This is a genomic window from Alsobacter sp. SYSU BS001988, from assembly GCF_054796215.1.
In genome coordinates, this window is record NZ_JBTAMK010000009.1 from 153,472 (window position 1) to 177,368 (window position 23,897).

Below are 23,897 nucleotides of genomic sequence, written 5' to 3' on the forward strand. Positions count from 1 at the left end.
CTTGTTTGCGCGTCGTTTCTAGCCAGCGCGGCGCTGTTTTGGCCGCATCCCGCTCCGCTTCGCCCGGCTGCGTTCCGCGTCGAGCGCGTAGACAGGGCGATCGCCGATCATCCGCTTGGAGCCGACCACCGCCCCGTAGACGGACTCCGCCGCCTCGGCGTCGATGAAGCCGCCGTTCAGGTCCGCCTCAACCGCCGCAAGGTCGCGATCGAGCGGATCTCCGAAGCCGCCGCCGCCCGGCGAACCGAGATGGAAGCTGTCGCCAGCCGCGAAGGGGATCTTCTCGGCCTTGCTGCGCATGGGCGGGATCCAGGTCTTCCCGCCCGTCCGGAGTTCGACGCTGTTGGGGGCGGCCGGCGAGCCGCCCTGCACGCCGAAGGGCGCATGGTCGACGCGGTCGCCGAGAATGGACACCACCGCGTCCGAGAGGGTCTCGATCTCGTAATGCGACCCGCAGCCGCCGCGGTGCATGCCGGCGCCGCCAGAGCCCTCGCGCACGCCATAGCTGCGGAAGCGCACGGGGTAGCGATGCTCGGACATCTCCACCGACATGAACTTGGCCATGGAGCCCGGCGGCGTGCCGTTCAGCAGCCCGTCAGACGCCTGGCTGGCCCCATAGCCGCCCGGGTAGGGATAGACCGCGACGAAATACTTGCCCGTCGCCGGATGCCGGCCCGACACGGTGGCCACGCCGGTGGTGCCGAACGGGGCGGCGGGCGTGTGCTCCGGAATGGCCTGCGCGAGCGCCCCGAACACCACGTCGACGATGCGCTGCGTGACGTCGGTGGTTCCGCCCACCGCCGAAGGGTACTCGGCCGCCAGGATGCTCGGCTTCGGGATCACGAACCGCGCCGGCCGGAATGCGCCGCCGCTCACCGGGGCCTCGGGGAAGATGTGCTTCAGCGCCACGAGGCAGAGCGAGCGCGTGGTCGCGTCCGAGATGTTCATCGGCCCGGCGGCCTTGGCCGAGGTGCCGGTGAAGTCGAATGTCAGGTCCGACCCCGACACCGTGACGGCGAGCGCCACCGTGAGCGGCTCGTCGACGACGCCGTCATTGTCGAAATAGTCCGTGATCCGGTAGGTCCCGTCGGGGATCTCGGAGATGTAGGAGCGCATCTCGGCTTCCGAGCGGCGCATCATCTCGTCCATGCAGGACTTGAGAACGTCGGCCCCATAGCGGCCCACCAGCGCGTCGAGGCCACGGCGGCCGAGGCTGAAGACGTTGGTCATGGCCTCGAGGTCGCCCAGCAGCTGCTGCGGCAGCCGCACATTGGCGGTGATCATCGCCACCACGGCCTCGTTGCGCCGGCCCTCCTCGAAGAGGCGCAGCGGCGGGATGATGATGCCTTCCTGGTGGATCTCGCGCGCCGTCGGCGCCCAGCCGCCCGGCACGCTGCCGCCCATGTCCATCCAGTGGCCGGTGTTGGCGAACAGCGCGAACAGCTTGCCGTCCACGAAGTGCGGCGACACCAGCACGACGTCGTTGAGGTGGGTGCCGCTGAGATAGGGGTCGTTGGTGATCCAGATGTCGCCCGGCTTGAAGCCGCCGGCCGCCTCGGCGATCGGGATGAGCCGCTGCACGGTGAACTGCATGTTGGCGAGGAACATCGGCAGGCCGTAGCCGCCCTGCGCGATGGTTTCGCCGGTCGTCGGCTCGTAAAGGCCGTGCGCGCAGTCGTTGGTTTCCGAGATGATGGGCGAAAGCGCGGCGCGGATGAGATGCAGATCCATCTCGTCCGCGATCTGCTCCAGGGCGCCGCGAACCACGGCGAGCGTCACCGGATCCATGTCAGGCCACCTCGATCAGGATGTTGCCGAAGGCGTCGACCCGGGCGTGCATGCCGGGCTCGACCACGCTGGTGGTGTCCGCCTGCTCGATGATGGCGGGGCCGTCGAATGTCATGCCGGGCGACAGCGCCGTCCGGTCGTAGATCGGCGTGCGCTTCCAGCCGCCGAAGTAAACGTCGCGATGGTCGCGGGCCGGAGCGGGGCGCGATTCGAGCCGCCCCGGCGCGCTCACCGGCTTGGCGCGGACCCCCTGGACGGCGGTCTTGAGGCCGACCAGCACGACCGGGATGTCTCCCAGAACGTTGCCGTATTCGAGCCGGTAGACCTCCTCGAAGGCCTGCACCATGCGGGCGTGGTCCCAGGCTGGGTCCACGACGGCGCGCAGCGTGTGGATCTGGCCGAGATAGGACATCTCGGCCGCGTGCGAGACCGCCACCGAGTCGAGCGGCGTGCCGCTTGCCGCGAGCCGCTCCTCGCCCTCGCGGCGCTGGCGGGTGAGCACGTCCCGGCTGAAGTCCGGCGCGATTTCGGCGAGCGGCTTCTCGACTGTCTGGGACAGGTCGTAGCGCAGGTCGGCGACCGCGCAGCCCAGCGCGCAGAGCACGCCCGGGTGCGGCGGCAGCAGCATGGTGCGGATCCCGACCTCGCGCATGATCGCCGCGCCATGCAGCGGTCCCGCGCCGCCGAACGCCACCAGGGCGAAGTCGCGCGGATCGTGCCCCTGCTCGACGCTGAGCAGGCGGGTGCGCCGGGCCATGACGTGGTCGACGATGGTCAGGATGGCTTCGGCCGTCTGCTCGACGTCAAGGCCCAGCGGCTCGCCGAGCTTCGCCATGGCGGCGCGGGCGCTCTCGACGTCGAGGCGCGTGAGGTGCTTCATGCCGATCGGATGCTCGGCGTTGATGCGCCCCAGCACCGCGTTGGCGTCCGTGACGGTCGGCTCCACGCCGCCGCGGCCGAAGCAGACGGGGCCCGGCACGGCGCCGGCGCTGCGCGGACCAACCTGCAGCGTGCCGCCGCGATCCAGATAGGCGATGCTGCCGCCGCCGGCTCCGATCGTGTGCACGTCGATCATCGGCAGGCGCAACGGGACGCGGAAGTCGAGCTCGGTGGTCTCGGCGATGCGCGGCGCGCCGTTCACCACCACGGCGACGTCGTAGCTGGTGCCGCCCATGTCGCCGGTGATGACGTGGGTGAAGCCCGCCTCGGCGGCGAGCCGGGCCGCCGCCATCACGCCGGCCGCCGGGCCGGAGCGCACAATGTTGGCCGCCCGCTGCGACAGTTGCGACAACGGGATCAGGCCGCCATTGGACTGCATCACGAGCGTCTGGCGCGCGAAACCGAGTTCGCCGAGCTTTTCGGTGAGATTGCGGGCGTAGCGCGACACCAGCGGCTGCAAATAGGCCTGCACGGCGGCCGTGCTGGTGCGCTCGAACTCGTAGTATTCGCGCACGACGTCGCTGGAGATCACGACCTCCCAGGCCGGGTTGGCGACCTGGACGATTTCTTTCGCGCGGCGTTCATGGGCCGGGTTCGCGTAGGCGTGCAGAAAGGAAATCACGACCGCGTCCACCGGCTCGCGGGCGAGCGCGGCGGCCAGGCGCTCGAGGCCGGCCTCGTCGAGCGGCTTCAGCACCTCGCCCCTGTGGTCCAGGCGCTCCTCGACCTCCCAGCGCATCTCGCGCGGGATCAGCGGCTGCTGCACGCCGGTGAGGCCATACATGCGTTGCCGATCGCGTCGGCCGAGCTCCAGGATGTCGCGGAAGCCCTGCGTGGTGATCAGCGCGCAACGGGCGCCGCGCCGCTCGATCACCGCGTTGGTCGCAATGGTGGTGCCGTGCAGGATGACGTCCAGCGACGCCGGCGCCGCGCCGACGGCCTTCAGGGCGTCGATGAGCCCGCGGCTGGGGTCGTCCGGCGTCGACGGCACCTTCAGCACCGCGTCCACGCTCAGCCCGTCCGCCGAGTAGAACAGGTCGGTGAAAGTGCCGCCGACGTCGATGCCAACGATTCCGCCCATGGCGCGTCCTGCTCTCTAGACTTGCGTGCGCGACAGGCGCGGCAGCGCCTCCGCGATCGTGGCGTCGTCCCAGCCGAGCCGATCGCGCAACACGGCCGCGGTGTCGGCGCCGAGGAGGTGGCTGGGCTCCAGCGCGCGGCGGGGCGCGCCCGCGTAGCGCAGGGGCGAGTGCTGCACCACGATGCGGCCCAACTCGGGGTGGTCCTGCCATTGCAGCGAGCCGCGGGCGTGCATGTTGGGGTCGTTCACGACCTCCTCGAGGTCGCGCACCGGCGCGCAGGGGACCTTGTTGGCCATCAGCGACTGGAACGCCTCTTCCTTGGTGCGCTGGCTCGTCCAGGCGGACACGAGCGCATCCACGGCGTCCATGGACGCCACCCGCAGCTTGAGGGTGAGGAAGCGGGGATCCGTGGCGAGCTCGGGCCGCCCCATGGTGCGCACGAGGGAAGCCCAGTGCGCGTCGCCGACGCAGATGATGGCGATCCAGCCGTCGCTGGTCGGGTAGACGTTGTAGGGCGCTTCGGCGAGACCTCCGTGGCGGTTGCCGGTGCGCGGGGGCGGCGGGTTCTCGGCGTCGCGCTGGCCCCAGAACATGCCGAGGCTGGAGCTCAGCGCCGGGTACACGGCGTCCTGCATGGCGACTTCGAGCCTGCGCGCCACGCCGGTGCGCTCGCGCTCGAACAGGGCCGTCGCGATGGCGCCATAGAGATGCACTCCCGCGAAGAAATCGCACAGCGCAGGGCCGGCCTTGACGGGCGGGCGATCCGGGTAGCCGGTCGTGCTCATCACGCCCGCCATGGCCTGGACCGTGAGGTCCATGGCTGGGTAGTTGCGGTAGGGCCCATCGCTGCCGAAGCCCGAGCTGGAGGCGTAGATCAGGCGCGGGTTCAGGGCCTGCAGCACGTCGGGGCCGAGGCCGAGGCGCTCCATCGCGCCCGGCGCGAAGTTCTCCACCAGGACGTCGGCGTCGCGGACCAGGTCGCGCAGCGCCGCCTTGCCTTCCTCGGCCTTCAGGTCGAGGACCACGCATTGCTTGCAGGCGTTGAGCATCGCGAAGGGCAGGGCGGCTCCGCCCACCACGCCCCGGCGGCGCAGCGGCTCGCCGCCCGGCGGCTCGATCTTGATCACGGTGGCGCCCGCGGCCGCCATCAGGAACGTCGCGTAGGGGCCGTTGTAGATCTGGCTGAGGTCGATCACGACCACGCCGTCGAGCGGCTGGCGCGCGCTGTCCGGCGTCTGCGGCGCGGTGGTCCGGTCGGCGAGGCTCACGAGGCGCGTCCCTTCCTGGCGTCGCGGCGGAAGGCCGACCAGCGATGGACGGGCCACATGTCCTGGTCCTCTCCGTGACCCGTCTTGCCGTTGATCGTCCACTCGATCAGGCCGTTGCTGTCGATGAAGCTGTGGCGGTTGATGATGATGCCGCTGAGCCGGCGACCTGTCGCCTGGAGGTCGCGCCCGAACTCGTCCTTGGCCTCGATGGCGATTGTTTCGACGACGCCGGTCTGCGGATCGCGCTCGACGATGCGGCGGCCCGAGACGAGGTCGCCGATCTTGCCGTCCTTGATCATGAAGCCGTAGGCGATCGGATCCGTCTCGTCGTTCCACTTGGTGACCGCCAGGAAGGCGTCGTCCGGCGAGGCGATTCCGGTCACATAGGCGCTCTTGCCCGGGCGATGTTCCGGCCGCGGGCCCCAGCTGCGGTCGCGGATGGCGTAACAGTCGATCGGGATGCGTTCGCCGTGCAGGACGATCTCGCCCGTCACGTGACCGAACTGGTCGAAGTGATTGAGATTCTTGAATGAAGAGTCGCCCTTGCGGAGCGGGCGCGCCGGCATCACGGCCTCAAAGGTGAGGTCGACGCGCAGCCGGTCCTCGTCCTCGAAGCCGATCGCATAGCGCTTCAGCGGCTCCAGAGCCTTGATCCTGACGCCGGTTGGCAGCGTGATGTCGGTGAGATCCTGGTCCTTGGGCAGCCGTAAGGCCGTGTAGTTGGCGGAGTAGGGCACTTCCCACGGAACCACGGCCGTTTCGTCCCAGATCCAGCATCCGCCCGCGATCGTTCCGATGTTCGGCCGCGCCATGCTGTAGAGCCAGCCGCCGAGCTTGCGCTCCGGGTTGCAGAAGGCGAACCAGGCGGTCTCCGTTTCCCACCAGCGATCGCTCATCTGGTCGAAATGGAAGCTGTCGTCCCTCGCCGTGAACGGCGAGTCGAGGGCGGCGTCAGACATGGTCGGTCTCGGATCGTGTCAGTGGGGGGAAACTGCGGCCAGCGAGGCCGCCTGACGAGGAGGCGGCCAGTTCGGCGTCGCGGGCGACGCTGCCGGCGAAAAAGGCCAGGGCGGTCTCGAACGGAATGCGACCGGCCTTCAGCGCTGCGCCGAGTCTGGCCATGCCGTCCTGCAGCGAGGCCGGACGTTCGCCGAGCAGACTGGCCAGCTCGTCGCATTCGGTCGCCTCGATCAGCGGCCCGTAGCGATCATAGGCGCGCAGGTACTTGATCACCTTGGCGGCGTTCTTGGCGGCCGCGACCACGCCGGGCTCCGCGCTGACGTCGGCGATGTCGTGCCGCAACTCGTGCAGCACGTGGTCGAACAGCGCGCCGCGTTCGGTCCTGGGCGCCTGCAGCGGCGGCCTCGGCGGCAGCGCCAGCCCGGTGGCTTCCGCCATGGCGGTCACCAGAAGGCGACGGTTCAGCGCCCGCGAGACGATCGAGTTGCCGGGCAGCCCGGTGACGTTGCGGTGGCGGATGATCACCACGCGGGTCGAGACGAACACCCGATGATAACGGATGCGATCGAGATCCGCGGCGGCGCCCATCAGGTCGCCATATTCGCGGATGCGGGCGGCGAAATCGGGCACGGGCTCCATCACGCAGCGCATGGAGAACCACGCCAGATCTTCCATGGGATCGCCCGGATGCGCCAGCTCCCAGTCGAGCAGGGCTGTGAAGTGGCCGTTCTCGAACAGGAAGTTGCCCGGTCCCGCGTCGCCATGCACCAGCACGGGCCGACCTTCCGGCTCGGGGACATGGGATTCGAGCCAGGCCAGCGCAAAGTCGATCAGCGGGTCGCCTTCGCGGGTTTCCTCGTACATGGCCCGCCAGATGGCGAGTTCCCGGCGCACGCAGTCGGCGATCGTCGATCCGGCGTCGAAGACCTGCAGTCCCGTTGCGGGGATGCGGTGCAGCGTCGCCAGCGCCTCGACGAATTCGCGGGCGATCGTCTCGCGCTCGCTCTCGTCGGTGACGCGCCGGTAATCGGCGCGGCCGGGCGCCCGCTCGGTTAGGATCGCCTGGTGGCCGGGATGCACGGCGATGAGCCTGGGCGCCGGGACGGCGCTGCCGCTCAGGGCCCGGTAGAATTCAGCCTCACGCCATACCGTGTACGGCTCGGCCGAGGGCGGCCGGGGCGGCTGATAACGCAGATAGAGCTGCTCCACTCGCGAGTCCGCGTCCACGTCGACCGCCCAGGAGTGGCAGCGGTTGCCGCCGCTGATCTGCTGCCAGCGCGTGACGGTTCCGCCCGTCTCGGCCTGGATCCAGTCCCGGAGCTCATCCGGGCTGGCCGGCCGGTTGGCGGCGGAGTCCTGCTTGTCGACAGGCCGATGATCCGGCTCGATGCCCAACGGAGCGCTTCCCTGTTTCGTTGCTCCAACGATAGGGGGCTCGACAACGCTGTGCAACTAAATTATCAGACCATATAAAAGAGCGATGATATGGGAGGTTCCGGCGATGGCTGGGCTCTACTTCGACGAACTCACGGTGGGGCAGGTCTTCCGCCACGAGATCCGGCGCACGATCACGGAGACGGACAATGTCTGGTTCAGCGCCATCACGCACAATCCCGCCTATCTGCATCTCGACGAGGAGTACTGCCGGACTGAAACGGAGTTCGGGCAGCGCCTCGTCAACAGCGCCTTCACGCTGGGGCTGATGGTGGGCGTCTCGGTCGGCGACACCACGCTCGGCACGGCGGTGGCCAATCTGGGCTGGGACGAGGTGCGCTTCCCCAAGCCGCTGTTCCATGGCGACACCATCCGGGTCGAAACCGAGGTGGTCGAGCTGCGCGAAAGCCGGTCCCGGCCCGAGGCCGGCATCGTGGTGTTCCTGCATCGCGCCTTCAACCAGCGCAACGAGCTCGTCGCCCACTGCAAACGCTCCGGCCTGCAGCGTAAGAGGCCAGCGGCATGACGCTCCGCTCCTTTCTGTTCGTCCCCGGCGACAGCGAAAAGAAGCTCGCCAAGGGCGCCGGCTCGGGCGCCGACGCGCTCATTCTGGACCTCGAGGATTCGGTCGCGCCGTCCCGCAAGGCGCTGGCGCGCGACATGGTGCGCGACTACCTCGCAGCGCCGCGCGCGGGCGGGTCGGAGCTGTGGGTGCGCATGAACCCGCTCGCGGACGGAGGCCTCGACGATCTCGTCGGCGTGGTCCGGGCTGCCCCCGACGGCATTGTGGTCCCCAAGGTGGACGGCCCGGCCGACCTCGTACGCATCAGCGCCTTTCTGGACGCGCTGGAGCGCCGCGACGGCGTAGCCAAGCCGATCCGTCTGCTGCCGGTGGCGACGGAGACGCCCCGGGCGCCGTTCGGGCTGGCGCATTATCACGACACGCCGCTGCCGCGCCTCTTCGGGCTGACCTGGGGCGCGGAGGACCTGAGCACGGCCGTGGGGGCCAGCACCAACCGCGACCGGTCGGGCCAGTGGGCCTTCACCTACCGGATGGTGCGCTCGCAGTGCCTGCTGGCCGCAAAGGCCTGCGGCGTAGCCGCGATCGAGACGCTCTACGCCGATTTCCGCGACGACGCGGGACTGCGGGGGGATTGCGCCGAGGCGTCCCGCGAGGGTTTCACCGGCCGCATCGCCATCCACCCGGACCAGGTCGCCGGCATCAACGAGGCGTTCTCGCCGTCGCAGTCCGAAATCGAGCACGCCCGGCGGGTGGTGGAAGCGTTTTCGGCCGCTCCAGGCGTCGGCGTGGTCGGCCTCGACGGCAAAATGCTGGACATTCCGCACCTGAAGCAGGCCGAGCAGGTCTTGGCCCGCGCGGACGCGATCTCCAGCCGCGGATCGAGGTCCTGATGGCCGCGACCGCCGCCACCGCCGCGCCGCGCCGCGCCGCCGACCCGGCCGGGCTGGTCCGGCTGCTGTCGCCGGGCGATCGGGTGTTTCTGCCGGGTGCGGGCGCGGAGGTCCCGGCCTTGATGGACGCGCTCTGCGCCCCGGATGCGCCGACGCTGCACATCACGGCGAGCTTCGTGCCGGGCATCAACCCCGTGCCGCTGGAGCGCTTGCCGGAAGGCTCCACCTGGTCGAGCACCTTCGCGCAGCCGACGCCGGCCGGCTCGCAGGCGAGTGGGCGCTTCCGCCATTTGCCGATGTCCTATGGCGTGTTCGCCTCCCACTTGCGCGGCGCCGAGTTCGACGTCGGCTTCGTGCATGTCTCGCCGCCGGACGGGCAGGGCGTGTGCTCGCTGGGCGTCGCCGTCGAGTTCACGCCCATCGTGTTGAAGCGCTGCCGGCGCGTCTTAGCGGTGGTCAATCCGCGCATGCCGCGCATTCCCGGCGCTGAAACCTTCGATCTTGCGGGCGCCGAGGCCGTGCTGGAGCTCGACTCGCCTCTGCGCGAGTACGATGTGGGCGCGCCGTCCGCCCAGGCGACCCGGATCGCCGAGCTGATCGCGCCTTTCGTGGCCGATCGCTCGACCCTGCAGGTCGGCCTCGGCAAGACGCCGGATGCGCTGATGCGCATGGTCGCCGACCGGCGGGGCCTGCGCCTGCATTCCGGCATGCTGTCGGACGCCGCGCGCCTCCTCGCGGACAGCGGCGCCCTGGACGCGTCCGCGCTGCACGCAAGCTGCGTGCATGTCGGCACGGCCGGCTACTACGACTGGCTCGCCGGCCGCGACGACTTCGCCGTGCGAGCCTGCGACTTCACCCACGCAGCCGCCACGCTGGCCGGCCTGCCGCGCCTCGTCGCCGTGAACTCGGCGCTGAGCGTCGACCTCTTCGGACAGGCCAATCTCGAGATGCTCGACGGCCGCATGGTCAGCGGCGTCGGCGGCGCGGCGGACTTTGCCCATGCGGCCAGCCTCGCGCCCGACGGCGTGAGCATCATCGCGCTGCCAGCGACGTCAGGGCGCAGCGCGGTCTCGCGGATCACGCCCCGGTTGGAAGGCGTGTGCTCGCTGCCGCGGCACGCCATCGACGTCGTCGTCACCGAGCACGGCGTAGCCGATTTGCGCGGCCTGTCCGTGATGGACCGGGCCGAGCGCCTCATCGCCATTGCGGGCCCGGAGCATCGCGGCGCTCTGCAGGACGCCTGGAAGGACATCGCCGCGCGGCTCTGAGCGCAGGCGCAACTTGGGAATACGCACATGAAGCGAGCCGAGAAGGTCATCATCAGCTGCGCCATCACGGGGTCGATCCACACCCCCAGCATGTCGCCGCACCTGCCGGTCACGCCGGAACAGATCGCCCAGAGCGCCATCGGGGCCGCCAGGGCGGGCGCGGCGATCCTCCATTTGCACGCCCGCAACCCGGAGACGGGCCGGCCGACGCAGGATCCCGAGATGTTCAAGCGCTTCCTGCCGGCCATCAAGGCAGGCTGCGACGGCATCATCAACATCACCACCGGCGGCGGCCTCGGCATGACGCTGGACGAGCGGCTGGCGGCGGCGAAATGGGCCCAGCCCGAGATCGCGTCCATGAACATGGGCTCGTTCAACTTCAACATCTCGGCCGCGGGCGGACGCATCGCGTCGTTCAAGAACGACTGGGAGCAGCCCTATCTGGAGATGACCAAGGACTTCATTCTCTCCAACACCTTCACGCAGATCGAGCGCGGCATGACGGAGCTCGGCGCCTTCGGCACCCGCTTCGAGTTCGAGTGTTACGACGTCGGGCACCTCTACAACCTCGCCCATTTCGCCGACCGCGGGCTGGTGAAGCCGCCCTTCTTCGTCCAGTCGATCTTCGGCATCCTCGGCGGCATCGGGCCCGAGCCCGAGAACCTGATGCACATGAAGGCGACGGCCGACCGGCTGTTCGGGCAGGACTACTACCTCTCCATCCTGGCGGCCGGCCGCCACCAGCTTCCCTTCGTGACCATGGGAGCGATCCTGGGCGGCAACGTCCGCGTCGGGCTGGAGGACAACCTCTATCTCGGCAAGGGCCAACTCGCGCCGTCCAACGCCGATCAGGTCGCCAAGATCCGCCGCATCCTGGAGGAGCTGTCGCTCGAGGTCGCCACGCCCGACGACGCCCGCCGCATGCTTGGAACCAAGGGCGCCGCCAACGTCGCCTTCTAGGAGCGTCCCATGCCGACCGACATTCCGACCTACTCGACGCCGGGCGAGAACCGCCAGGTGCTGCTGGCGAAGCGCCCCGCCGGCGTGCCGCAGGCGACCGACTTCGAGCTGGCCAGCGCGCCCCTGCCGAAGCCCGGCGCCGGCGAGATGCTGGTCCGCAACGTCTATCTCTCCGTGGATCCCGCCCAGCGCGGCTGGGCTTCGGCGGAGGCCAACTACTCCGCGCCCGTGCCGCTCGGCGGCCCCATGCGGGCGCTGGCGGTCGGCATAGTGCAGGAGAGCCGCCATCCCGACTTCAAGGCCGGCGACGCGCTCTATGGCTGGTTCGGATGGCAGGACTACGCCGTCGCTGCGCCCCAGCAGGTCATTCACCGCGCCACGCAGGACCTGCCGCTGACGGCTTTCGGCAGCCTGCTCGGCATCAACGGCGTCACCGCCTATCTGGGCCTCACCGAGCTGGGGCGCCCCCGCGAGGGCGACACCCTGGTCGTGTCCACGGCGGCCGGCTCCGTCGGCAGCTTCGTCGGCCAGATCGGCCGCAGCCTGGGGGCCCGTGCGATCGGGCTCACGGGCGACGACCGCAAGGTGGCGCTGTGCCGGGAGCGCTACGGCTATGTCGACGCCATCAACTACAAGACGGCCGACCTCGACGCCGCGGTGGCGGCGGCCGCGCCGGACGGGGTGAATGTCTACTTCGACAACACCGGCGGAAGCATCCTCGACACGGTCCTGCGCCGCATGGCGGTCGGCGGGCGCATCGTCCAGTGCGGCACGGCCTCGGTCGGCTCGTGGAATCCGCTCCCGACCGGGCCCCGCAACGAGCGCGAGATCCTGACCCGCCGGCTGGTCTGGAGCGGCTTCGTGATCTTCGACCACATGGCTCGCTACGCCGCGGCCTGCGACGAACTCACCCGCCTCTGCAAGGCCGGGACGCTCACCTACGACATCGACCTCGCCCACGGGATCGAGGCCGCGCCCGGCGCGATCGCGTCCCTCTACGCCGGCGAGAACCTTGGCAAGAAGCTGATCTTTATCGGCTGACGGACTGCCTCTCCACCCCCAGCATCGGATACCCTCATGGACATCCAGCTCAGCGACGACCAGAAGGCCATCGACGCCAGCGTCCGCCAGATCTGCGCCTCCTTCGATGACGACTACTGGACGGAATGCGAGGAAGAGGCCCGCTTTCCCAGCGAGTACTACGCCTTGATGGCCCAGAACGGCTGGCTCGGGATCACCATGCCGGAGGAGGTCGGCGGCGCGGGCCTCGGCGTCACCGAAGCGGCGATCATGATGCACGCCGCCACCTCCAGCGGCGGCGGCTACTCGGCGGCGTCCGCCATCCACATCAACCTGTTCGGCCCGCACGCCATCGTGGTGCACGGCTCGCCCGAGCAAAAGCAGCGCTGGCTCACGCCGCTGGTGAAGGGCGAGCAGAAGGCCTGCTTCGGCGTCACCGAGCCTGACGCCGGCCTCGACACGACGAGCATCAAGACCTTCGCCACGAAGGCGCCCGGCGGCTATATCGTTCATGGCCGCAAGATGTGGACCTCGACCGCCCAGGTGGCGGACAAGATCCTGCTGCTGACGCGCACGACCCCCAAGGACCAGTGCCGCAAGCCGACCCAGGGCATGACGCTGTTCTACACCGACCTTGACCGCGGCAAGGTCGAGGTGCGGCGCATCAAGAAGATGGGCCGCAACGCCGTGGATTCGAACGCCGTGTTCATCGACGGCCTGTTCATCCGCGAGGAGGATCGCGTCGGCGAGGAGGGCAGGGGCTTCGAGTACCTGCTGGACAGCCTCAACCCCGAGCGCATTCTCGTCGGGATCGAGGCCGTCGGCGTCGGGCGCGACGCGCTGAACCGGGCGGCGCAATACGCGAAGGACCGCGTGGTCTTCGGCCGGCCCATCGGCCAGAACCAGGGGATCCAGCACCCGCTCGCGGAAGCCTGGACCTATCTCGAGTCCGCCTACTGGATGCTCATGCGGGCGGCCTTCCTGTACGACAGCCGCCAGTCCTGCGGGGCGGAGGCCAACGCCGGCAAGTTCCTGGGCGCACGCGCAGCCTTCGACGCCTGCACCAGGGCGGTGATGACCCATGGCGGCATGGGCTATGCCCGCGAGTACCAGGTCGAGCGTCTGTTCCGGGAGTCGATGCTGCCGCGCATCGCCCCGGTGACCGAGCAGCTCATTCTCTCCTTCATCGCCGAACGCGTTCTCGGCCTGCCGAAGTCCTACTGATGGGGAGCATGTCAGAGCGCTTCAGCGCGCCGCGCCCCCGCGTCCGGGCCGGCGCGTTGGCGGCGCTCGGCGCCGAGCGGCCGTCCTGCGCCGACGCGGCCGAGCGGGTGAGGCCGGGAGGGGACTTTCTCAACGACCAGGAGAGTTTCGCGGAGCGTGTGCGCACGCTCACCCCGGTCCAGCGCGCCATCCTGCGCCAGATCGCGCAGGGGATGCTGAACAAGCAGATCGCGCATGACCGGGGCGTCAGCGAGGCGACCGTGAAGGCGCACATCTCGGCGGTTCTGGCCAAGCTTGGCGAGCGGTCGCGCGTGTCCGCTGCGGTTCGCTTCGCCGTGTTGAGCGAGCGGGAAGGCCGCGAGGCGCCTCTGGTCGAGGCCTAGCCCGTCCGACGCTGCGAAATCGCGCTCCCGTCATCGCAGAACTGCACGGCAGCCAAGCGACGCCGCAACCCGATAATGGTTGACCAAAAAATCTATCGAGCCAAAACTACGAACAAGCGCCGGCCGACCGAGCGCATCGCTGAACGGGAGGAACAACATGAAGCGGACAGCCGGCTATGGATTCGCCGTCGGGATCGCAGGCGCGCTCGCGGTGTACGGAACGGTTTTCGCCGCACAAGCGCAGACCAAGCCGTTGAAGATCGGCCAGCTCAGCGACATGTCCGGCATCGTGCGCGACCTCTCGGGGCCGGGCACCAATGTGGCCATGACAATGGCCATCGAGGACTTCGGCGGTTCGGTGCTTGGTCGCCCAATCCAGCTTCTGAGCGGCGACCATCTCAATAAGCCCGATGTGGGTCTGGGCATCGCCCGCAAATGGTACGACGAGGATGTCGCCGCGATCTTCGACATCGGCATCACCACCGTCGCGCTCGGCATGCAGGAGCTCTCCAAGAACAAGGACAAGCTCGTCATCTATCTCTCGACCGCCAGCTCGGACCTGACTGGTCCGAAATGCAGTCCCAACGGCATCCACTGGACCTACAACAACTACAGCCAGGCGCTCGGCGTCGTGAACCAGCTGCTGAAGCAGAACAACGACACCTGGTACTTCATGACCGTGGACTACGGCTACGGCGTGAACGTCGAGCGCGACACCACGGCCATGATCAAGAAGGGTGGCGGGACCATCGTCGGGTCCACCAAGCACCCCTTCGACACCACGGATTTCTCCTCCGACCTGCTGAAGTCGCAGGGCTCCGGCGCCAAGGTGGTCGCCCTGGCCACCACGACCGCGCATGCGGCCAATATCGTGAAGCAGGCGGACGAGTTCGGCGTTCGGCCGAAGCAGCACCTCGCAGCGCTTAGCCTGACCCTTCACGACACCAAGGCCATGGGCCTCAAGACGGCGCAGGGCCTGCTGGAAACGGCGCCCTTCTACTGGGACCAGAATGACCAGACCCGCGCCTTCTCGAAGCGTTACTTCGACCGCTTCGGCAAGATGCCGAACATGATCCAGGCGAGCGCCTACGGGGCGGTGACGCACTACCTCAACGCCGTCAAGGCGGCGGGGACGGACGAAACCGCCGCGGTGAACAAGAAGATGCGCGAGACGCCCATCAACGACTTCATGACCCGCAACGGCTCCATCCGGCCGGACGGGCGCGTGATGCGCCCGATGTACGTCTTCGAGGTCAAGAAGCCCGAGGAATCCAAGGGCGAATGGGACCTCTACAAGCAGGTCGCCGAGATCGCTCCGGAAGACGCCTTCGCGCCGGCCGACCCCTCGGTGTGCCCGCTGGCGAAGTGAACCGCGGCCTCGCCCGGCGAGCGAGCCGTCCGGGCGATCGCGGCCCTGAAGTTGGGAGAGCATGGATGTTGGATCGCAAGCTGGATCACGGCCTGCTGGACGTGGCGGTCGTCGGCGCCGGGTTCTCGGGGCTTTACCTCATCCACCGCCTGACCCGCATGGGCTTCACGGTGCGGGCGTTCGACAGCGCCGGCGACGTCGGCGGCACCTGGTACTGGAACCGCTACCCGGGCGCGCGTTGCGATGTCGAGAGCATGCAGTACTCCTACTCGTTCGACGACGAGCTGCAGCAGGACTGGAACTGGTCTGAGCGCTTCGCCACCCAGCCCGAGATCCTGGCCTACGCCCGTCACGTCGCCGAGCGCTTCGACCTGAAGCGCTTCGTCCAGTTCAACACGACCGTGACCCGCGCCGACTTCGACGAGGCGTCGCAGAGTTGGACCCTGACCACCGACAAGGGCGAGACGATCCGCGCCCGCTTCTGCGTGATGGCGACGGGCTGCCTTTCCGCCTCGCGCATGCCCGAGATTCCGCGAGCGGAGACCTTCGAAGGCGAGGTCTATCACACGGGCGCCTGGCCGCATGATCCAGTCGACTTCGGCGGGAAGACCGTCGGGGTGATCGGCACCGGCTCTTCGGCCATCCAGGCCATCCCGGAACTCGCCAAGCAGGCGGCGCATCTCACCGTCTTCCAGCGCACGCCGAATTTCAGCATCCCGGCCCGCAACGCGGCGCTGACGCCCGATGAGATCGCGCGCTGGAAAAAGGACTACCCGGCGCTCCGCAAGCGCGCCCGCGAGGAGACGCGGTCGGGCACGATCTACGAATTCGCCGTGAAGTCGGCGCTGGAGGCGACCCCGGAGGAGCGCGAGGCGGAGTACCAGCGGCGCTGGGACAAGGGCGGGGCGAACTTCATGCACGCCTACAACGATCTCGTGGTGAACGAGCAGTCCAACGAGACGGCGGCCGACTTCGTGCGTCGAAAGATCAAGGAGATCGTCAAGGACCCGCAGACGGCCGAACTGCTCACCCCCACGGACTATCCCATCTTCACCAAGCGCATCTGCGTGGACACCGACTACTACGCCACGTTCAACCGGCCGAACGTCACGCTGGTCGACATCCGCCGCGACCCCATCGAGGCGATCACGCGCGATGGCCTGGTGACCCGGTCGGCCGCCCGATACGCCTTCGACGCCCTGGTCTACGCCACCGGATTCGACGCCATGACGGGCGCGCTGCTGCGGGTCGACATCCGCGGCGAGGGCGGCGCCTTGCTGCGCGACAAGTGGCGCGACGGCCCCAGGGCCTATCTGGGCCTCATGAGCGCCGGCTTTCCCAACCTGTTCATGGTCACCGGACCGGGCAGCCCGTCCGTGCTCAGCAACGTCATTACGTCGATCGAGCAGCATGTGGAGTTCATCACCGACTGCATCGACCACATGCGGAACAAGGGCCTCGCGCGCATCGACCCTGACGCCCGCGCGGAGGAGCGGTGGGTCGCGCATGTCGGCGAGGCCGCGGCCGGCACGCTGCTGCCGAAAGCCGCGTCCTGGTACATGGGCGCCAACATCCCCGGCAAGCCTCGCATCATGATGCCCTATGTGGGCGGCGTGGACCGCTACCGGCGCATCTGCAACGAGGTCGCGGCGAAGAACTACGAAGGCTTCGTCTTCGCATGACCGGCGATCGCGAGCGGAGCAGGCCATGACCCTCCATCCCTTCATTGCGGCCATGCTTGAGCAGTTGAAAGGTCGCCCGGCCTTGTCGGCCGGGTCGCCCGAGGACGCCCGCGCGATGGTGGCGGCCGCCCGGGCCGTGATCGGGCGGGGCCCGGCCATGGCCGAGGTCCGCGACATCCAGATCCCGACCCGGGTCGGCTCAGTCGCGGCGCGGCTTTACCGGCCATCCGACGCGCCTGCCGGCATGCTCGTGTATCTCCATGGCGGCGGATGGGTCGTCGGCGCGCTGGACGACTACGACGCCCTGGCCCGCACCCTGGCGGCGCAAAGCGGCTGCGCCGTTCTGCTGCCCGACTATCGCCTGGCGCCAGAGCATCCCTTTCCGGCCGGGCTGGAAGACGCCGTGGACGCTGTCCTGCATGCGCGGACTCTCGCCGGGCCCGAAGCGCCGCTGCTGGTCGCCGGCGACAGCGCGGGCGCCAACCTGGCGGTCGTCGCGGCCCGCAAGCTGCGCGGCGAAGTTGCCCTCGCCGGCCAGGCCCTGATCTATCCCGTGGCGGACAGCGACTTCGACCGGCCGTCCTATCGCGAATACGGCGCGGGCCTGCCGCTGACGCGCGACGACATGGTCTGGTTCTTCCGCCATTACGCGCCGGAAGCCCTGTGGACCTCGCCTGACATCGCGCCCCTCCGGGCGGCCCACGATCTCGCGGGCCTGCCCCCGACGCTCCTCGTGCTGGCCGAGTGCGACGTGCTCGCCGACGAGGGACGCGCCTTTGCGGACGCCCTCGAAGGCGCCGGCGTTCAGGTGGCGCGTCGCACGGCCGAGGGCGTCACCCACGGCTTCATCCGCCTGCACAATCTCTTCGACGTGGCCGCCCGGGAAGTCGAGGCGGTGGCCGATTTCGCAGCCCGCGCCTCCCGCGCGGCGAACTGACATTCAGGAAAGGAACAGAGCCATGAAGGCGTGGGCCGTCGTTCGCCACAGCGAGCCGCTGGAATGCATCGAGGTCAAGCGTCCGGAGCCGACCGGAACCGAGGTCGTGGTCGCCGTGGAAGCGTGCGGCGTCTGCCACTCCGACCTGCATTTCTGGAAAGGCGTCTACAACATGGGCGGCGGCAAGGTGCTGACCCTCGCCGACCGCGGCGTGACCCTGCCGCGCGCGCCAGGCCATGAGATCGCCGGACGGGTTGTCGCGGCCGGGCCCGACGCGACGGGCGTGACGGTGGGCGAGCGCTACGTCGTGTACCCCTGGATCGGCTGCGGCCATTGCGAGCACTGCCTGAACGAGGACGACAACCTCTGCGCCAGCCAGAGCAGCATCGGCGTGGTCCGCCATGGCGGTTTCGCGAGCGAGGTCGTCGCCCCGCACCCGCGTTACCTCGTGCCGCTGGGCGGCCTTGACCCGGCGTTGGCGTCGACCTTCGCCTGCTCGGGGATCACCGTCTACAGCGCCATCCAGAAGATCATGCCGATGGCGCCGGACAAGCCCATCGTGCTCATCGGCGCGGGCGGCCTCGGGCTCGCCGCCATCTCGATGCTGCGCGCTTTCGACCATCGCGCCATCATTTCGGTCGACATCGATCCCGCCAAGCGGCAGGCGGCGCTCGACCTCGGCGCCACGGCCGCGGTGGATGGAACGGGCGACGACGTCGCGCAGAGGATCATCGCAGCGGCGGGTGGCCCGGTGGAGGCCGTCATCGACTTCGTCAACGCCAGCGCCACCGCAGCCGCCGGCATGGGCGCCCTGGCCAAGGGGGGGACCTTGGTCAATGTCGGCGTGGCCGGCGGCGAACTGACATTGTCACTGGCCGGGATGGTCTTCCGCGCCCTCAGCGTGATGGGCAGCAACACCGGCACCGTGAAGGATCTTCGCGCCGTGGTGGCGCTGGCGCAGTCCGGGAAGCTGCCGCCATTGCCTGTCACCCGCTTCCAGAAAGACGACGCGAATCTCGCGATGCAGCAGCTGAAGGCGGGCGAGATCACGGGCCGCGCGGTTCTGGTCGATAGTTGATCAGCAGCCATACCCGGGGGACGCCTCACGCTGCGTGTTGCAGCCAATGCCATGTTGCGGGGCGGCGACGATCAACGTCGGCTCAGTTGGACCCAAGGGCGGCTTCCGCCGGCGCCGCGCCGCCGCGTTCGCGGGCCATGCTGACGAGGGCCTTGAATGCGGCCGAGGGGTTCTTCCGGGAGGGGTAGTAGAGGCACAAGGTCGCCATCGGCGGCGTCCAGTCCTCCAGGATGCGGACGAGCCGCCCGGCGGCGATGTCGTCGCGCACGTCGGATTCAATGACATAGCCGATGCCGAACTCGGCGAGCACGGCGCTTCGCACCAGGCTCACCTCGTCCAGCGTGAGGGGGCCCGTGACATCCACCTTTAGAGGTTGGCCGTCCTTCTCGAAACGCCAGCGGTAGAGACTGCCGTCGGGCAGCCGGACTCGGATGCAGGCGTGGCCGAGCAGATCCGGCGGGACTCTGGGCTCCCCATGCGTTCGCAAATAGGCCGGCGAAGCAACGACCGCGTTGCGCCGCGACAGGCCGAGGGGAACCGCGATCATATCGGTGGGAACGAGATCCAGACCGCGGACGCCGAGGTCGAAGCCGTCGGCTACGATGTCGACGAGCCGTCCTTCGGTGACGAGGTCCACATGAACCTGCGGATAGCGCCGCAGGAACTCCAGCAGCAGCGGAGCGAAGATCTCCCGCGCGGCGGCTGCGAAGGCGTTGATCCGCAGCGTGCCGGAGGGGGTGGCCTGGTGCGAGCGCGCCGCCTCGATCGCAGCATGGATGTCCTGCAGCGCGGGGCCGACCTGCGCCACGAAGCTCCGGCCCGCATCGGTCAGCGAGACGCTGCGCGTGGTCCGATTGAGCAGGCGAACCCCGAGGTTGCGCTCCAGCTTCCCGATCGCGTTGCTCAGGGCGGTCGTCGACAGCCCGAGCTCCAGGGCCGCCGCGCGGAACGAGCCTTTCCGCGCGATCGCCAGAACCGCTTCCATCTCGACCAGACCTGGACTGCTCATTGTCCCGTTTTCCGAAACCTGACGTCCTGTTCTGTGCCGATGATCGCGACAAAGGTCCATCCTAGATTGGACGCATCGTTCCATTCGGAGGACACGACAATGGATATGCCGGACAGCATCAAAGCTTTTTTCGACGCCGAACAGCGCGGTGGCCCGGAGGCGCTGTCGGCCGCGTTCCTGGAGGAGGCCATCGTGCGGGACGAAGGCGCCCGCCGCGAGGGCCTGACCGCCATCCGCGAGTGGTGGGAAGCCGGCAAACAGAAATACCAGCACACGGCGATGCCCATCGAAATGACGGGAACAGGCGACGCGATTTCCGTTTGCGCCGTTGTGACGGGCAGGTTTCCCGGCAGCCCGGCGACACTGACTTACAGCTTCACCCTGCGTGATGGCGGGATCGCCGAGCTGGAGATCCAGTGATGGCCGAATTCCTCACGCTTTCCGGCAAGCGCGCCCTGGTCTCCGGCGGAACGAAGGGCGCCGGGGCCGCCACCGTCGCGCTCTTGAGCGAACTGGGCGCTCAGGTGCTCACGGCCGCCCGCTCCAGACCGGAGGACCTCCCGGGCTATCGCTTCGTGGCCGCCGACCTCATGACGGAGGAAGGGTGCGCGAGCGTGGCCGAGGCCGTACGCCAGCGTTTGGGCGGGGTCGACATCGTCGTGCACATGCTCGGAGGATCCACGGCGCGGGCGGGCGGCTACGCCGCCCTGGGCGACGCCGAGTGGCGCAGGGAGTTCGACCTCAACCTTTTTCCGGCCGTGCGGCTGGACAGGCTGCTCGTACCCGACATGGTGAGGAAGGGCAGCGGAGTCGTCATCCACGTCACGTCTATCCAGCGCCTGCTGCCCCTGCCCGAGGCGACGACGGCCTACGCCGCGGCTAAGGCTGCGCTGTCGACCTACAGCAAGAGCCTTTCTAAGGAGATTTCGCCGAACGGTGTGCGGGTCGTGCGCGTCGCGCCGGGCTGGATCTTCACGGAATCTTCCAACCACCTGGCCGCGCGCCTCGCGCAGGGGGCCGGCACGGATCTGGAAGGCGGCAAGAAGATCATCATGGACTCGATCGGCGGCATTCCGATCGGGCGGCCATCGCGGCCCGAGGAGGTCGCCAACCTCATCGCCTTCCTGGCGTCCGACCGGGCAGCGACGATCACCGGGACCGAATACGTCATCGACGGCGGAACCGTCCCGACGGCCTGACCCTCAAGCGCCTTTTCCCGGCGTCTCGCCATAAAACAGCCGCGACGAACTCCGTCTCGACCACGATCGCGCACATCCCATCACCAGGGACGCCTCCGGCTGCCTTACTACGCCAATTGAATGACCGGCCGTGAGCGCATCGAAATAGCGCTCGCTGTTGCAACGTGCGGACTTGACATGATCGGGGGACTAGGGCGCGCCAAACAAGCTGGAGGGTGCGGGTCGGCATCGATCTTGGTCCCGTGGTGGCCGGTGTCATTGGCCGGCGCGGCTTCGCCTGCGACTTGTGGGGCGAACCGGTGAACACGGCAGCCCGCGTGACCGGCCTGGCTGGCCCAAAGGAGGTGGTGGTTACGGCCGCGCTCTTGCCGCTCCTGAGCAAATCCTGCCAAGGACGCGCTCGGACCGTGCCGTCGATGAAAGGCAAGGGTCCTATCGAACTCATGCACGGCCTGACCGCCAGCAGCGAACTCCCGCGGCGGCCCTGACGCGCCAAGAGAAAATCTATCGGGCGTGGGTAGATGTCCGCGCTAGGCTGCACCGTAGTTACACGTAATAACCCAGACGCTCTGTCGGTCGTCTAAGTTCTGCCTCCTTTTCGGAGGATTGGAGACGCCGTCAGCAAAGACGAGTGTTGACCAGCGCGGCTCCGCGCTGGTCTTTTGCTGGCCGAGCGCAGCATCCACCAGTTGGGCGCACTTCCCTCACGATCAAGGAGATCGTTCTCAACCCGGGACAGCTCACCAGCAGCTGTCTCAGCCACTCGTGCGCGCCAGTGCAATACCACGGCCTGCACGACGGTTCGGAGGATCAGCCGAACCCCTTGCCACACCCAGACTCGCCGGGACGGCATCGCAAATCACAGGAGTCTTCTAACTCATGAACAAGACCATGGTCGCCGTCCTTTTGGCGATGGTACTTGCCTCTCCAGCAAGCGCCGAGGTCCATCCAGGACCGACGGAGAATGCAAAGCCTGATATGGCCGATGGCGCCCCGGTCCCCACAGCGTCGTCCAGCGACGGCCAACATGAGGCCAGTGACCCATCCGCGGCGCGAAACTCCGACAACATCAGAGATCTGGTCACGGCAGTGGCTGAGGAGCACGGCGTACCTCCCGCAATGGCTCACGCTATTGTTCAGGTCGAGAGCCGCTACGACTGCGCCGCCAAAAACCCGCGCTCGAGCGCGACGGGATTGATGCAGACGCTTCGCGGAACGGCCCGCTCGGTCGGCGTGACTGGAGATCTGCAGGATTGCCGCAATGGGCTAGAGGCCGGAATGCGGTACCTCAAGCGGGCTGTCGAGGTGCACGGTCTGGGCTGCGCAGCCGCTTCCGCCTACAACACCGGAATATCCAGCAGGGGGCGTTGCACGCCCTACGGACGTAAGGTGCTGACCCTGATGGACAGGGCCGGAGAGAAGGCCCAACAAGCCAAGCTCTAACCAAATGCGATGCGGCTTCGGACGTGCGGCGCCCGGGTTCCCGGTCCGGCGAGGCGGCTAGAGCGCACGGCTGCCGGTTGGAGATCCGTGCACAGTGAGAACGCCTTCACTGGCCAGAAGCGCATCTGCGGATGCGGCGGAGCTAGACTCCGGGGCTCGGAATCAGGCCGTGCTTCGTCATGACGGCCGCCATGGAGGCCGGCGCTGCGCCTTTGGCCAGGAGATCGGCGATCTCCTGGAAATAATCCGAGCCGAGAATCCCGGGCGTCAGCACGCAAAGGCATTTCGCAGATCGGCCGCCGTCATTGCGGAAGCTATGTACGACGCCTCTCTTGATGAACGCGGACTCGCCCGGACCAACTTGGACGTCCTGACCATCGACCCGCCACGTACTCACGCCATCAAGGCCGTAGACCGTCTCGTCCCAGCTTTCGTGGTGGTGGGCGATGGGCATGCGCGCGGCCGGCTCGACCGTCATTTCGAAGATGGTCGCACTTCCGGCCGTGTCCGCCTTGTCCTGTACAAAGCGTAGGTGCAGGCCGCCGATCGTGATCGTCTTGGTCATGGAGAACATCCGCTCCGAGCGCTGCGCCAGCCTAGCGCCACCCGGAGCCGAAGAACAAGCCGGGACAGAAAGCCCGACCTGACCCGACTGCGACCGGGGCTGCGCGAGGACGGGCTGGATCGGGCGACCGCGATCAGGCCGCGCGTGGCCAGGCCTCGTCCCGTGCTACGATGGCGTTCTCTCAAGCTTGGGAGCTGATCGATGAAGACGCTTCCGACAGTGACGATCGCAGTGACCACGGGCGCGGCCCTTGGCGGGATCGCCGTCCATAGTCTTGAGGCGCAGGCTCGCCCTCCCGCCTTCGTTGTTTCAGAGATTGAGGTGACCAACCCCGACGCCTATGCTCGGGAGTACGTGCCTCTCGCCAATAAGGCGCTGGCCGACAGCGGGCAAAAGCGGCTCGCATCTGGTGGCCGCACCGTCTCTCTGGCGGGGTCTCCGCCTGCTGCAAGGGTCGTGATATCCATGTTTGAAAATTTTGAGGTGGCTCAGGCGGCCTACCAGTCGCCGGCTTATCTCGAGGCCAGGAAGATCGGCGACAAATATGGGAAGCTTCGCATCTTCGCTGTCGAAGGCCTGCCTCGCTAGCGAATCGATCCGGCGGCAGCTCAACCGCGCCTCCATAAAGAAAAAGGCCCCGCGAAATGTCGATGGCCGCGAGGCCTTGCTTGGAGGGGCAATCTTCGCTGCGCCAGGAGAACGTCGCAGCTTGGCTCAGGCTCCTGAGGAGCCCAATCCTCTGTAGTTGGCAAGGCTCGGTTCCTCGTCGGACAGAAACCCGCGTCATCAAAGCAGGTTAGCGTGGCGCGCCCACATCGCGTCCTGGGTCACGCCGAGCAGCCGCATGAGGCGGTGGACCAGCAGCTCGGTCGCACC

At 68.3% G+C, this 23,897-nt stretch carries 22 protein-coding genes and 1 pseudogene; 16 read left to right on the forward strand and 7 right to left on the reverse strand.

The window, feature by feature from the left end; translation table 11 throughout:
* Nucleotides 1-18 precede the first annotated feature (18 nt).
* The 5 genes from ACYVO7_RS17225 to ACYVO7_RS17245 are packed head-to-tail and all read right to left on the reverse strand — an operon-like array spanning nt 19 to nt 7,432.
* Nucleotides 19-1,788, reverse strand: coding sequence for a hydantoinase B/oxoprolinase family protein (locus tag ACYVO7_RS17225; RefSeq protein ID WP_460451033.1), 1,770 nt, complete (start codon nt 1,786-1,788; stop codon nt 19-21).
* Between the two features lies 1 nt (nt 1,789).
* Nucleotides 1,790-3,808 carry a hydantoinase/oxoprolinase family protein gene (locus ACYVO7_RS17230; RefSeq protein ID WP_460451034.1) on the reverse strand — a complete coding sequence of 673 codons (2,019 nt, stop codon included), beginning with the start codon at nt 3,806-3,808 and terminating at the stop codon, nt 1,790-1,792.
* Between the two features lie 15 nt (nt 3,809-3,823).
* Nucleotides 3,824-5,077: a CaiB/BaiF CoA transferase family protein gene (locus ACYVO7_RS17235; RefSeq protein WP_460451035.1), complete on the reverse strand. Its 1,254-nt coding sequence runs from the start codon at nt 5,075-5,077 to the stop codon at nt 3,824-3,826.
* Nucleotides 5,074-6,036, reverse strand: coding sequence for a DUF7065 domain-containing protein (locus tag ACYVO7_RS17240; protein WP_460451036.1), 963 nt, complete (start codon nt 6,034-6,036; stop codon nt 5,074-5,076). Before ACYVO7_RS17240 ends, ACYVO7_RS17235 begins: the two co-directional genes overlap by 4 nt.
* Complete coding sequence (locus ACYVO7_RS17245; RefSeq protein WP_460451037.1) at nt 6,029-7,432, reverse strand: phosphotransferase family protein; 1,404 nt, start codon at nt 7,430-7,432, stop codon at nt 6,029-6,031. Before ACYVO7_RS17245 ends, ACYVO7_RS17240 begins: the two co-directional genes overlap by 8 nt.
* Before the next feature lie 106 nt (nt 7,433-7,538).
* Between ACYVO7_RS17245 and ACYVO7_RS17250 the strand changes: the two genes are divergently transcribed.
* The 11 genes and pseudogenes from ACYVO7_RS17250 to ACYVO7_RS17300 all read left to right on the forward strand — a co-directional run bounded on the left by ACYVO7_RS17250 (nt 7,539) and on the right by ACYVO7_RS17300 (nt 18,805).
* A complete protein-coding gene (locus ACYVO7_RS17250) occupies nt 7,539-7,997 on the forward strand; it encodes a MaoC family dehydratase (protein ID WP_460451038.1) in 459 nt (152 codons plus the stop codon).
* The gene (locus tag ACYVO7_RS17255) at nt 7,994-8,884 is read left to right on the forward strand and encodes an HpcH/HpaI aldolase/citrate lyase family protein (protein WP_460451039.1); all 891 of its coding nucleotides are present in this window, start codon (nt 7,994-7,996) and stop codon (nt 8,882-8,884) included. The genes ACYVO7_RS17250 and ACYVO7_RS17255 overlap by 4 nt, the downstream gene beginning before the upstream one ends.
* The gene (locus ACYVO7_RS17260) at nt 8,884-10,152 is read left to right on the forward strand and encodes an acetyl-CoA hydrolase/transferase family protein (RefSeq protein WP_460451040.1); all 1,269 of its coding nucleotides are present in this window, start codon (nt 8,884-8,886) and stop codon (nt 10,150-10,152) included. Before ACYVO7_RS17255 ends, ACYVO7_RS17260 begins: the two co-directional genes overlap by 1 nt.
* Nucleotides 10,153-10,179: 27 nt before the next feature.
* Nucleotides 10,180-11,112 carry a beta-keto acid cleavage family enzyme gene (locus ACYVO7_RS17265; protein ID WP_460451041.1) on the forward strand — a complete coding sequence of 311 codons (933 nt, stop codon included), beginning with the start codon at nt 10,180-10,182 and terminating at the stop codon, nt 11,110-11,112.
* Between the two features lie 9 nt (nt 11,113-11,121).
* Nucleotides 11,122-12,153, forward strand: a complete 1,032-nt coding sequence (locus tag ACYVO7_RS17270) for an NADP-dependent oxidoreductase (protein WP_460451042.1) — start codon at nt 11,122-11,124, stop codon at nt 12,151-12,153.
* Nucleotides 12,154-12,189: 36 nt separating this feature from the next.
* Nucleotides 12,190-13,356, forward strand: a complete 1,167-nt coding sequence (locus tag ACYVO7_RS17275) for an acyl-CoA dehydrogenase family protein (RefSeq protein WP_460451043.1) — start codon at nt 12,190-12,192, stop codon at nt 13,354-13,356.
* Between the two features lie 140 nt (nt 13,357-13,496).
* Nucleotides 13,497-13,739, forward strand: a pseudogene (locus ACYVO7_RS17280) (LuxR C-terminal-related transcriptional regulator); the annotation flags it as partial.
* A 157-nt stretch (nt 13,740-13,896) separates the two neighbouring features.
* Nucleotides 13,897-15,108, forward strand: a complete 1,212-nt coding sequence (locus ACYVO7_RS17285; protein WP_406857622.1) for an ABC transporter substrate-binding protein — start codon at nt 13,897-13,899, stop codon at nt 15,106-15,108.
* A 65-nt stretch (nt 15,109-15,173) separates the two neighbouring features.
* On the forward strand, nt 15,174-16,790 hold the full coding sequence (locus tag ACYVO7_RS17290) for a flavin-containing monooxygenase (protein ID WP_460451044.1): 1,617 nt from the start codon (nt 15,174-15,176) through the stop codon (nt 16,788-16,790).
* Between the two features lie 25 nt (nt 16,791-16,815).
* Complete coding sequence (locus ACYVO7_RS17295) at nt 16,816-17,727, forward strand: alpha/beta hydrolase (protein ID WP_460451045.1); 912 nt, start codon at nt 16,816-16,818, stop codon at nt 17,725-17,727.
* Between the two features lie 22 nt (nt 17,728-17,749).
* Nucleotides 17,750-18,805: an alcohol dehydrogenase gene (locus ACYVO7_RS17300; protein ID WP_460451046.1), complete on the forward strand. Its 1,056-nt coding sequence runs from the start codon at nt 17,750-17,752 to the stop codon at nt 18,803-18,805.
* An 82-nt stretch (nt 18,806-18,887) separates the two neighbouring features.
* Here ACYVO7_RS17300 and ACYVO7_RS17305 read toward each other — a convergent pair whose 3' ends face one another.
* The gene (locus ACYVO7_RS17305; RefSeq protein ID WP_460451047.1) at nt 18,888-19,814 is read right to left on the reverse strand and encodes a LysR family transcriptional regulator; all 927 of its coding nucleotides are present in this window, start codon (nt 19,812-19,814) and stop codon (nt 18,888-18,890) included.
* 99 nt (nt 19,815-19,913) lie between these two features.
* Between ACYVO7_RS17305 and ACYVO7_RS17310 the strand changes: the two genes are divergently transcribed.
* The 4 genes from ACYVO7_RS17310 to ACYVO7_RS17325 all read left to right on the forward strand — a co-directional run bounded on the left by ACYVO7_RS17310 (nt 19,914) and on the right by ACYVO7_RS17325 (nt 22,456).
* Nucleotides 19,914-20,234, forward strand: a complete 321-nt coding sequence (locus ACYVO7_RS17310; protein ID WP_460451048.1) for a nuclear transport factor 2 family protein — start codon at nt 19,914-19,916, stop codon at nt 20,232-20,234.
* A complete protein-coding gene (locus tag ACYVO7_RS17315) occupies nt 20,234-21,013 on the forward strand; it encodes an SDR family oxidoreductase (RefSeq protein ID WP_460451049.1) in 780 nt (259 codons plus the stop codon). Before ACYVO7_RS17310 ends, ACYVO7_RS17315 begins: the two co-directional genes overlap by 1 nt.
* A 215-nt stretch (nt 21,014-21,228) precedes the next feature.
* Complete coding sequence (locus ACYVO7_RS17320) at nt 21,229-21,501, forward strand: adenylate/guanylate cyclase domain-containing protein (protein ID WP_460451050.1); 273 nt, start codon at nt 21,229-21,231, stop codon at nt 21,499-21,501.
* Nucleotides 21,502-21,892: 391 nt separating this feature from the next.
* Entirely contained in the window at nt 21,893-22,456 is a 564-nt protein-coding gene (locus ACYVO7_RS17325) for a transglycosylase SLT domain-containing protein (protein ID WP_460451051.1), read from the forward strand.
* Between the two features lie 142 nt (nt 22,457-22,598).
* Here the strand turns inward: ACYVO7_RS17325 and ACYVO7_RS17330 are convergent, their stop codons facing one another.
* Nucleotides 22,599-23,021, reverse strand: a complete 423-nt coding sequence (locus ACYVO7_RS17330; RefSeq protein ID WP_460451052.1) for a cupin domain-containing protein — start codon at nt 23,019-23,021, stop codon at nt 22,599-22,601.
* Nucleotides 23,022-23,222: 201 nt separating this feature from the next.
* Here ACYVO7_RS17330 and ACYVO7_RS17335 point away from each other — a divergent pair, with 201 nt between their 5' ends.
* Nucleotides 23,223-23,609: a DUF1330 domain-containing protein gene (locus tag ACYVO7_RS17335; protein WP_460451053.1), complete on the forward strand. Its 387-nt coding sequence runs from the start codon at nt 23,223-23,225 to the stop codon at nt 23,607-23,609.
* The last annotated feature ends 288 nt before the right edge of the window (nt 23,610-23,897 follow it).

Excerpts from the sequence above, each read along its gene's own strand:
- ACYVO7_RS17225 (WP_460451033.1), bottom strand. The coding sequence starts at position 1,788 with ATGGATCCGGTGACGCTCGCCGTGGTTCGCGGCGCCCTGGAGCAGATC.
- ACYVO7_RS17230 (WP_460451034.1), bottom strand. The coding sequence starts at position 3,808 with ATGGGCGGAATCGTTGGCATCGACGTCGGCGGCACTTTCACCGACCTG.
- ACYVO7_RS17240 (WP_460451036.1), bottom strand. The coding sequence starts at position 6,036 with ATGTCTGACGCCGCCCTCGACTCGCCGTTCACGGCGAGGGACGACAGC.
- ACYVO7_RS17250 (WP_460451038.1), top strand. The coding sequence starts at position 7,539 with ATGGCTGGGCTCTACTTCGACGAACTCACGGTGGGGCAGGTCTTCCGC.
- ACYVO7_RS17255 (WP_460451039.1), top strand. The coding sequence starts at position 7,994 with ATGACGCTCCGCTCCTTTCTGTTCGTCCCCGGCGACAGCGAAAAGAAG.
- ACYVO7_RS17260 (WP_460451040.1), top strand. The coding sequence starts at position 8,884 with ATGGCCGCGACCGCCGCCACCGCCGCGCCGCGCCGCGCCGCCGACCCG.
- ACYVO7_RS17265 (WP_460451041.1), top strand. The coding sequence starts at position 10,180 with ATGAAGCGAGCCGAGAAGGTCATCATCAGCTGCGCCATCACGGGGTCG.
- ACYVO7_RS17270 (WP_460451042.1), top strand. The coding sequence starts at position 11,122 with ATGCCGACCGACATTCCGACCTACTCGACGCCGGGCGAGAACCGCCAG.
- ACYVO7_RS17275 (WP_460451043.1), top strand. The coding sequence starts at position 12,190 with ATGGACATCCAGCTCAGCGACGACCAGAAGGCCATCGACGCCAGCGTC.
- ACYVO7_RS17285 (WP_406857622.1), top strand. The coding sequence starts at position 13,897 with ATGAAGCGGACAGCCGGCTATGGATTCGCCGTCGGGATCGCAGGCGCG.
- ACYVO7_RS17290 (WP_460451044.1), top strand. The coding sequence starts at position 15,174 with ATGTTGGATCGCAAGCTGGATCACGGCCTGCTGGACGTGGCGGTCGTC.
- ACYVO7_RS17295 (WP_460451045.1), top strand. The coding sequence starts at position 16,816 with ATGACCCTCCATCCCTTCATTGCGGCCATGCTTGAGCAGTTGAAAGGT.
- ACYVO7_RS17300 (WP_460451046.1), top strand. The coding sequence starts at position 17,750 with ATGAAGGCGTGGGCCGTCGTTCGCCACAGCGAGCCGCTGGAATGCATC.
- ACYVO7_RS17305 (WP_460451047.1), bottom strand. The coding sequence starts at position 19,814 with ATGAGCAGTCCAGGTCTGGTCGAGATGGAAGCGGTTCTGGCGATCGCG.
- ACYVO7_RS17310 (WP_460451048.1), top strand. The coding sequence starts at position 19,914 with ATGGATATGCCGGACAGCATCAAAGCTTTTTTCGACGCCGAACAGCGC.
- ACYVO7_RS17315 (WP_460451049.1), top strand. The coding sequence starts at position 20,234 with ATGGCCGAATTCCTCACGCTTTCCGGCAAGCGCGCCCTGGTCTCCGGC.
- ACYVO7_RS17325 (WP_460451051.1), top strand. The coding sequence starts at position 21,893 with ATGAACAAGACCATGGTCGCCGTCCTTTTGGCGATGGTACTTGCCTCT.
- ACYVO7_RS17330 (WP_460451052.1), bottom strand. The coding sequence starts at position 23,021 with ATGACCAAGACGATCACGATCGGCGGCCTGCACCTACGCTTTGTACAG.
- ACYVO7_RS17335 (WP_460451053.1), top strand. The coding sequence starts at position 23,223 with ATGAAGACGCTTCCGACAGTGACGATCGCAGTGACCACGGGCGCGGCC.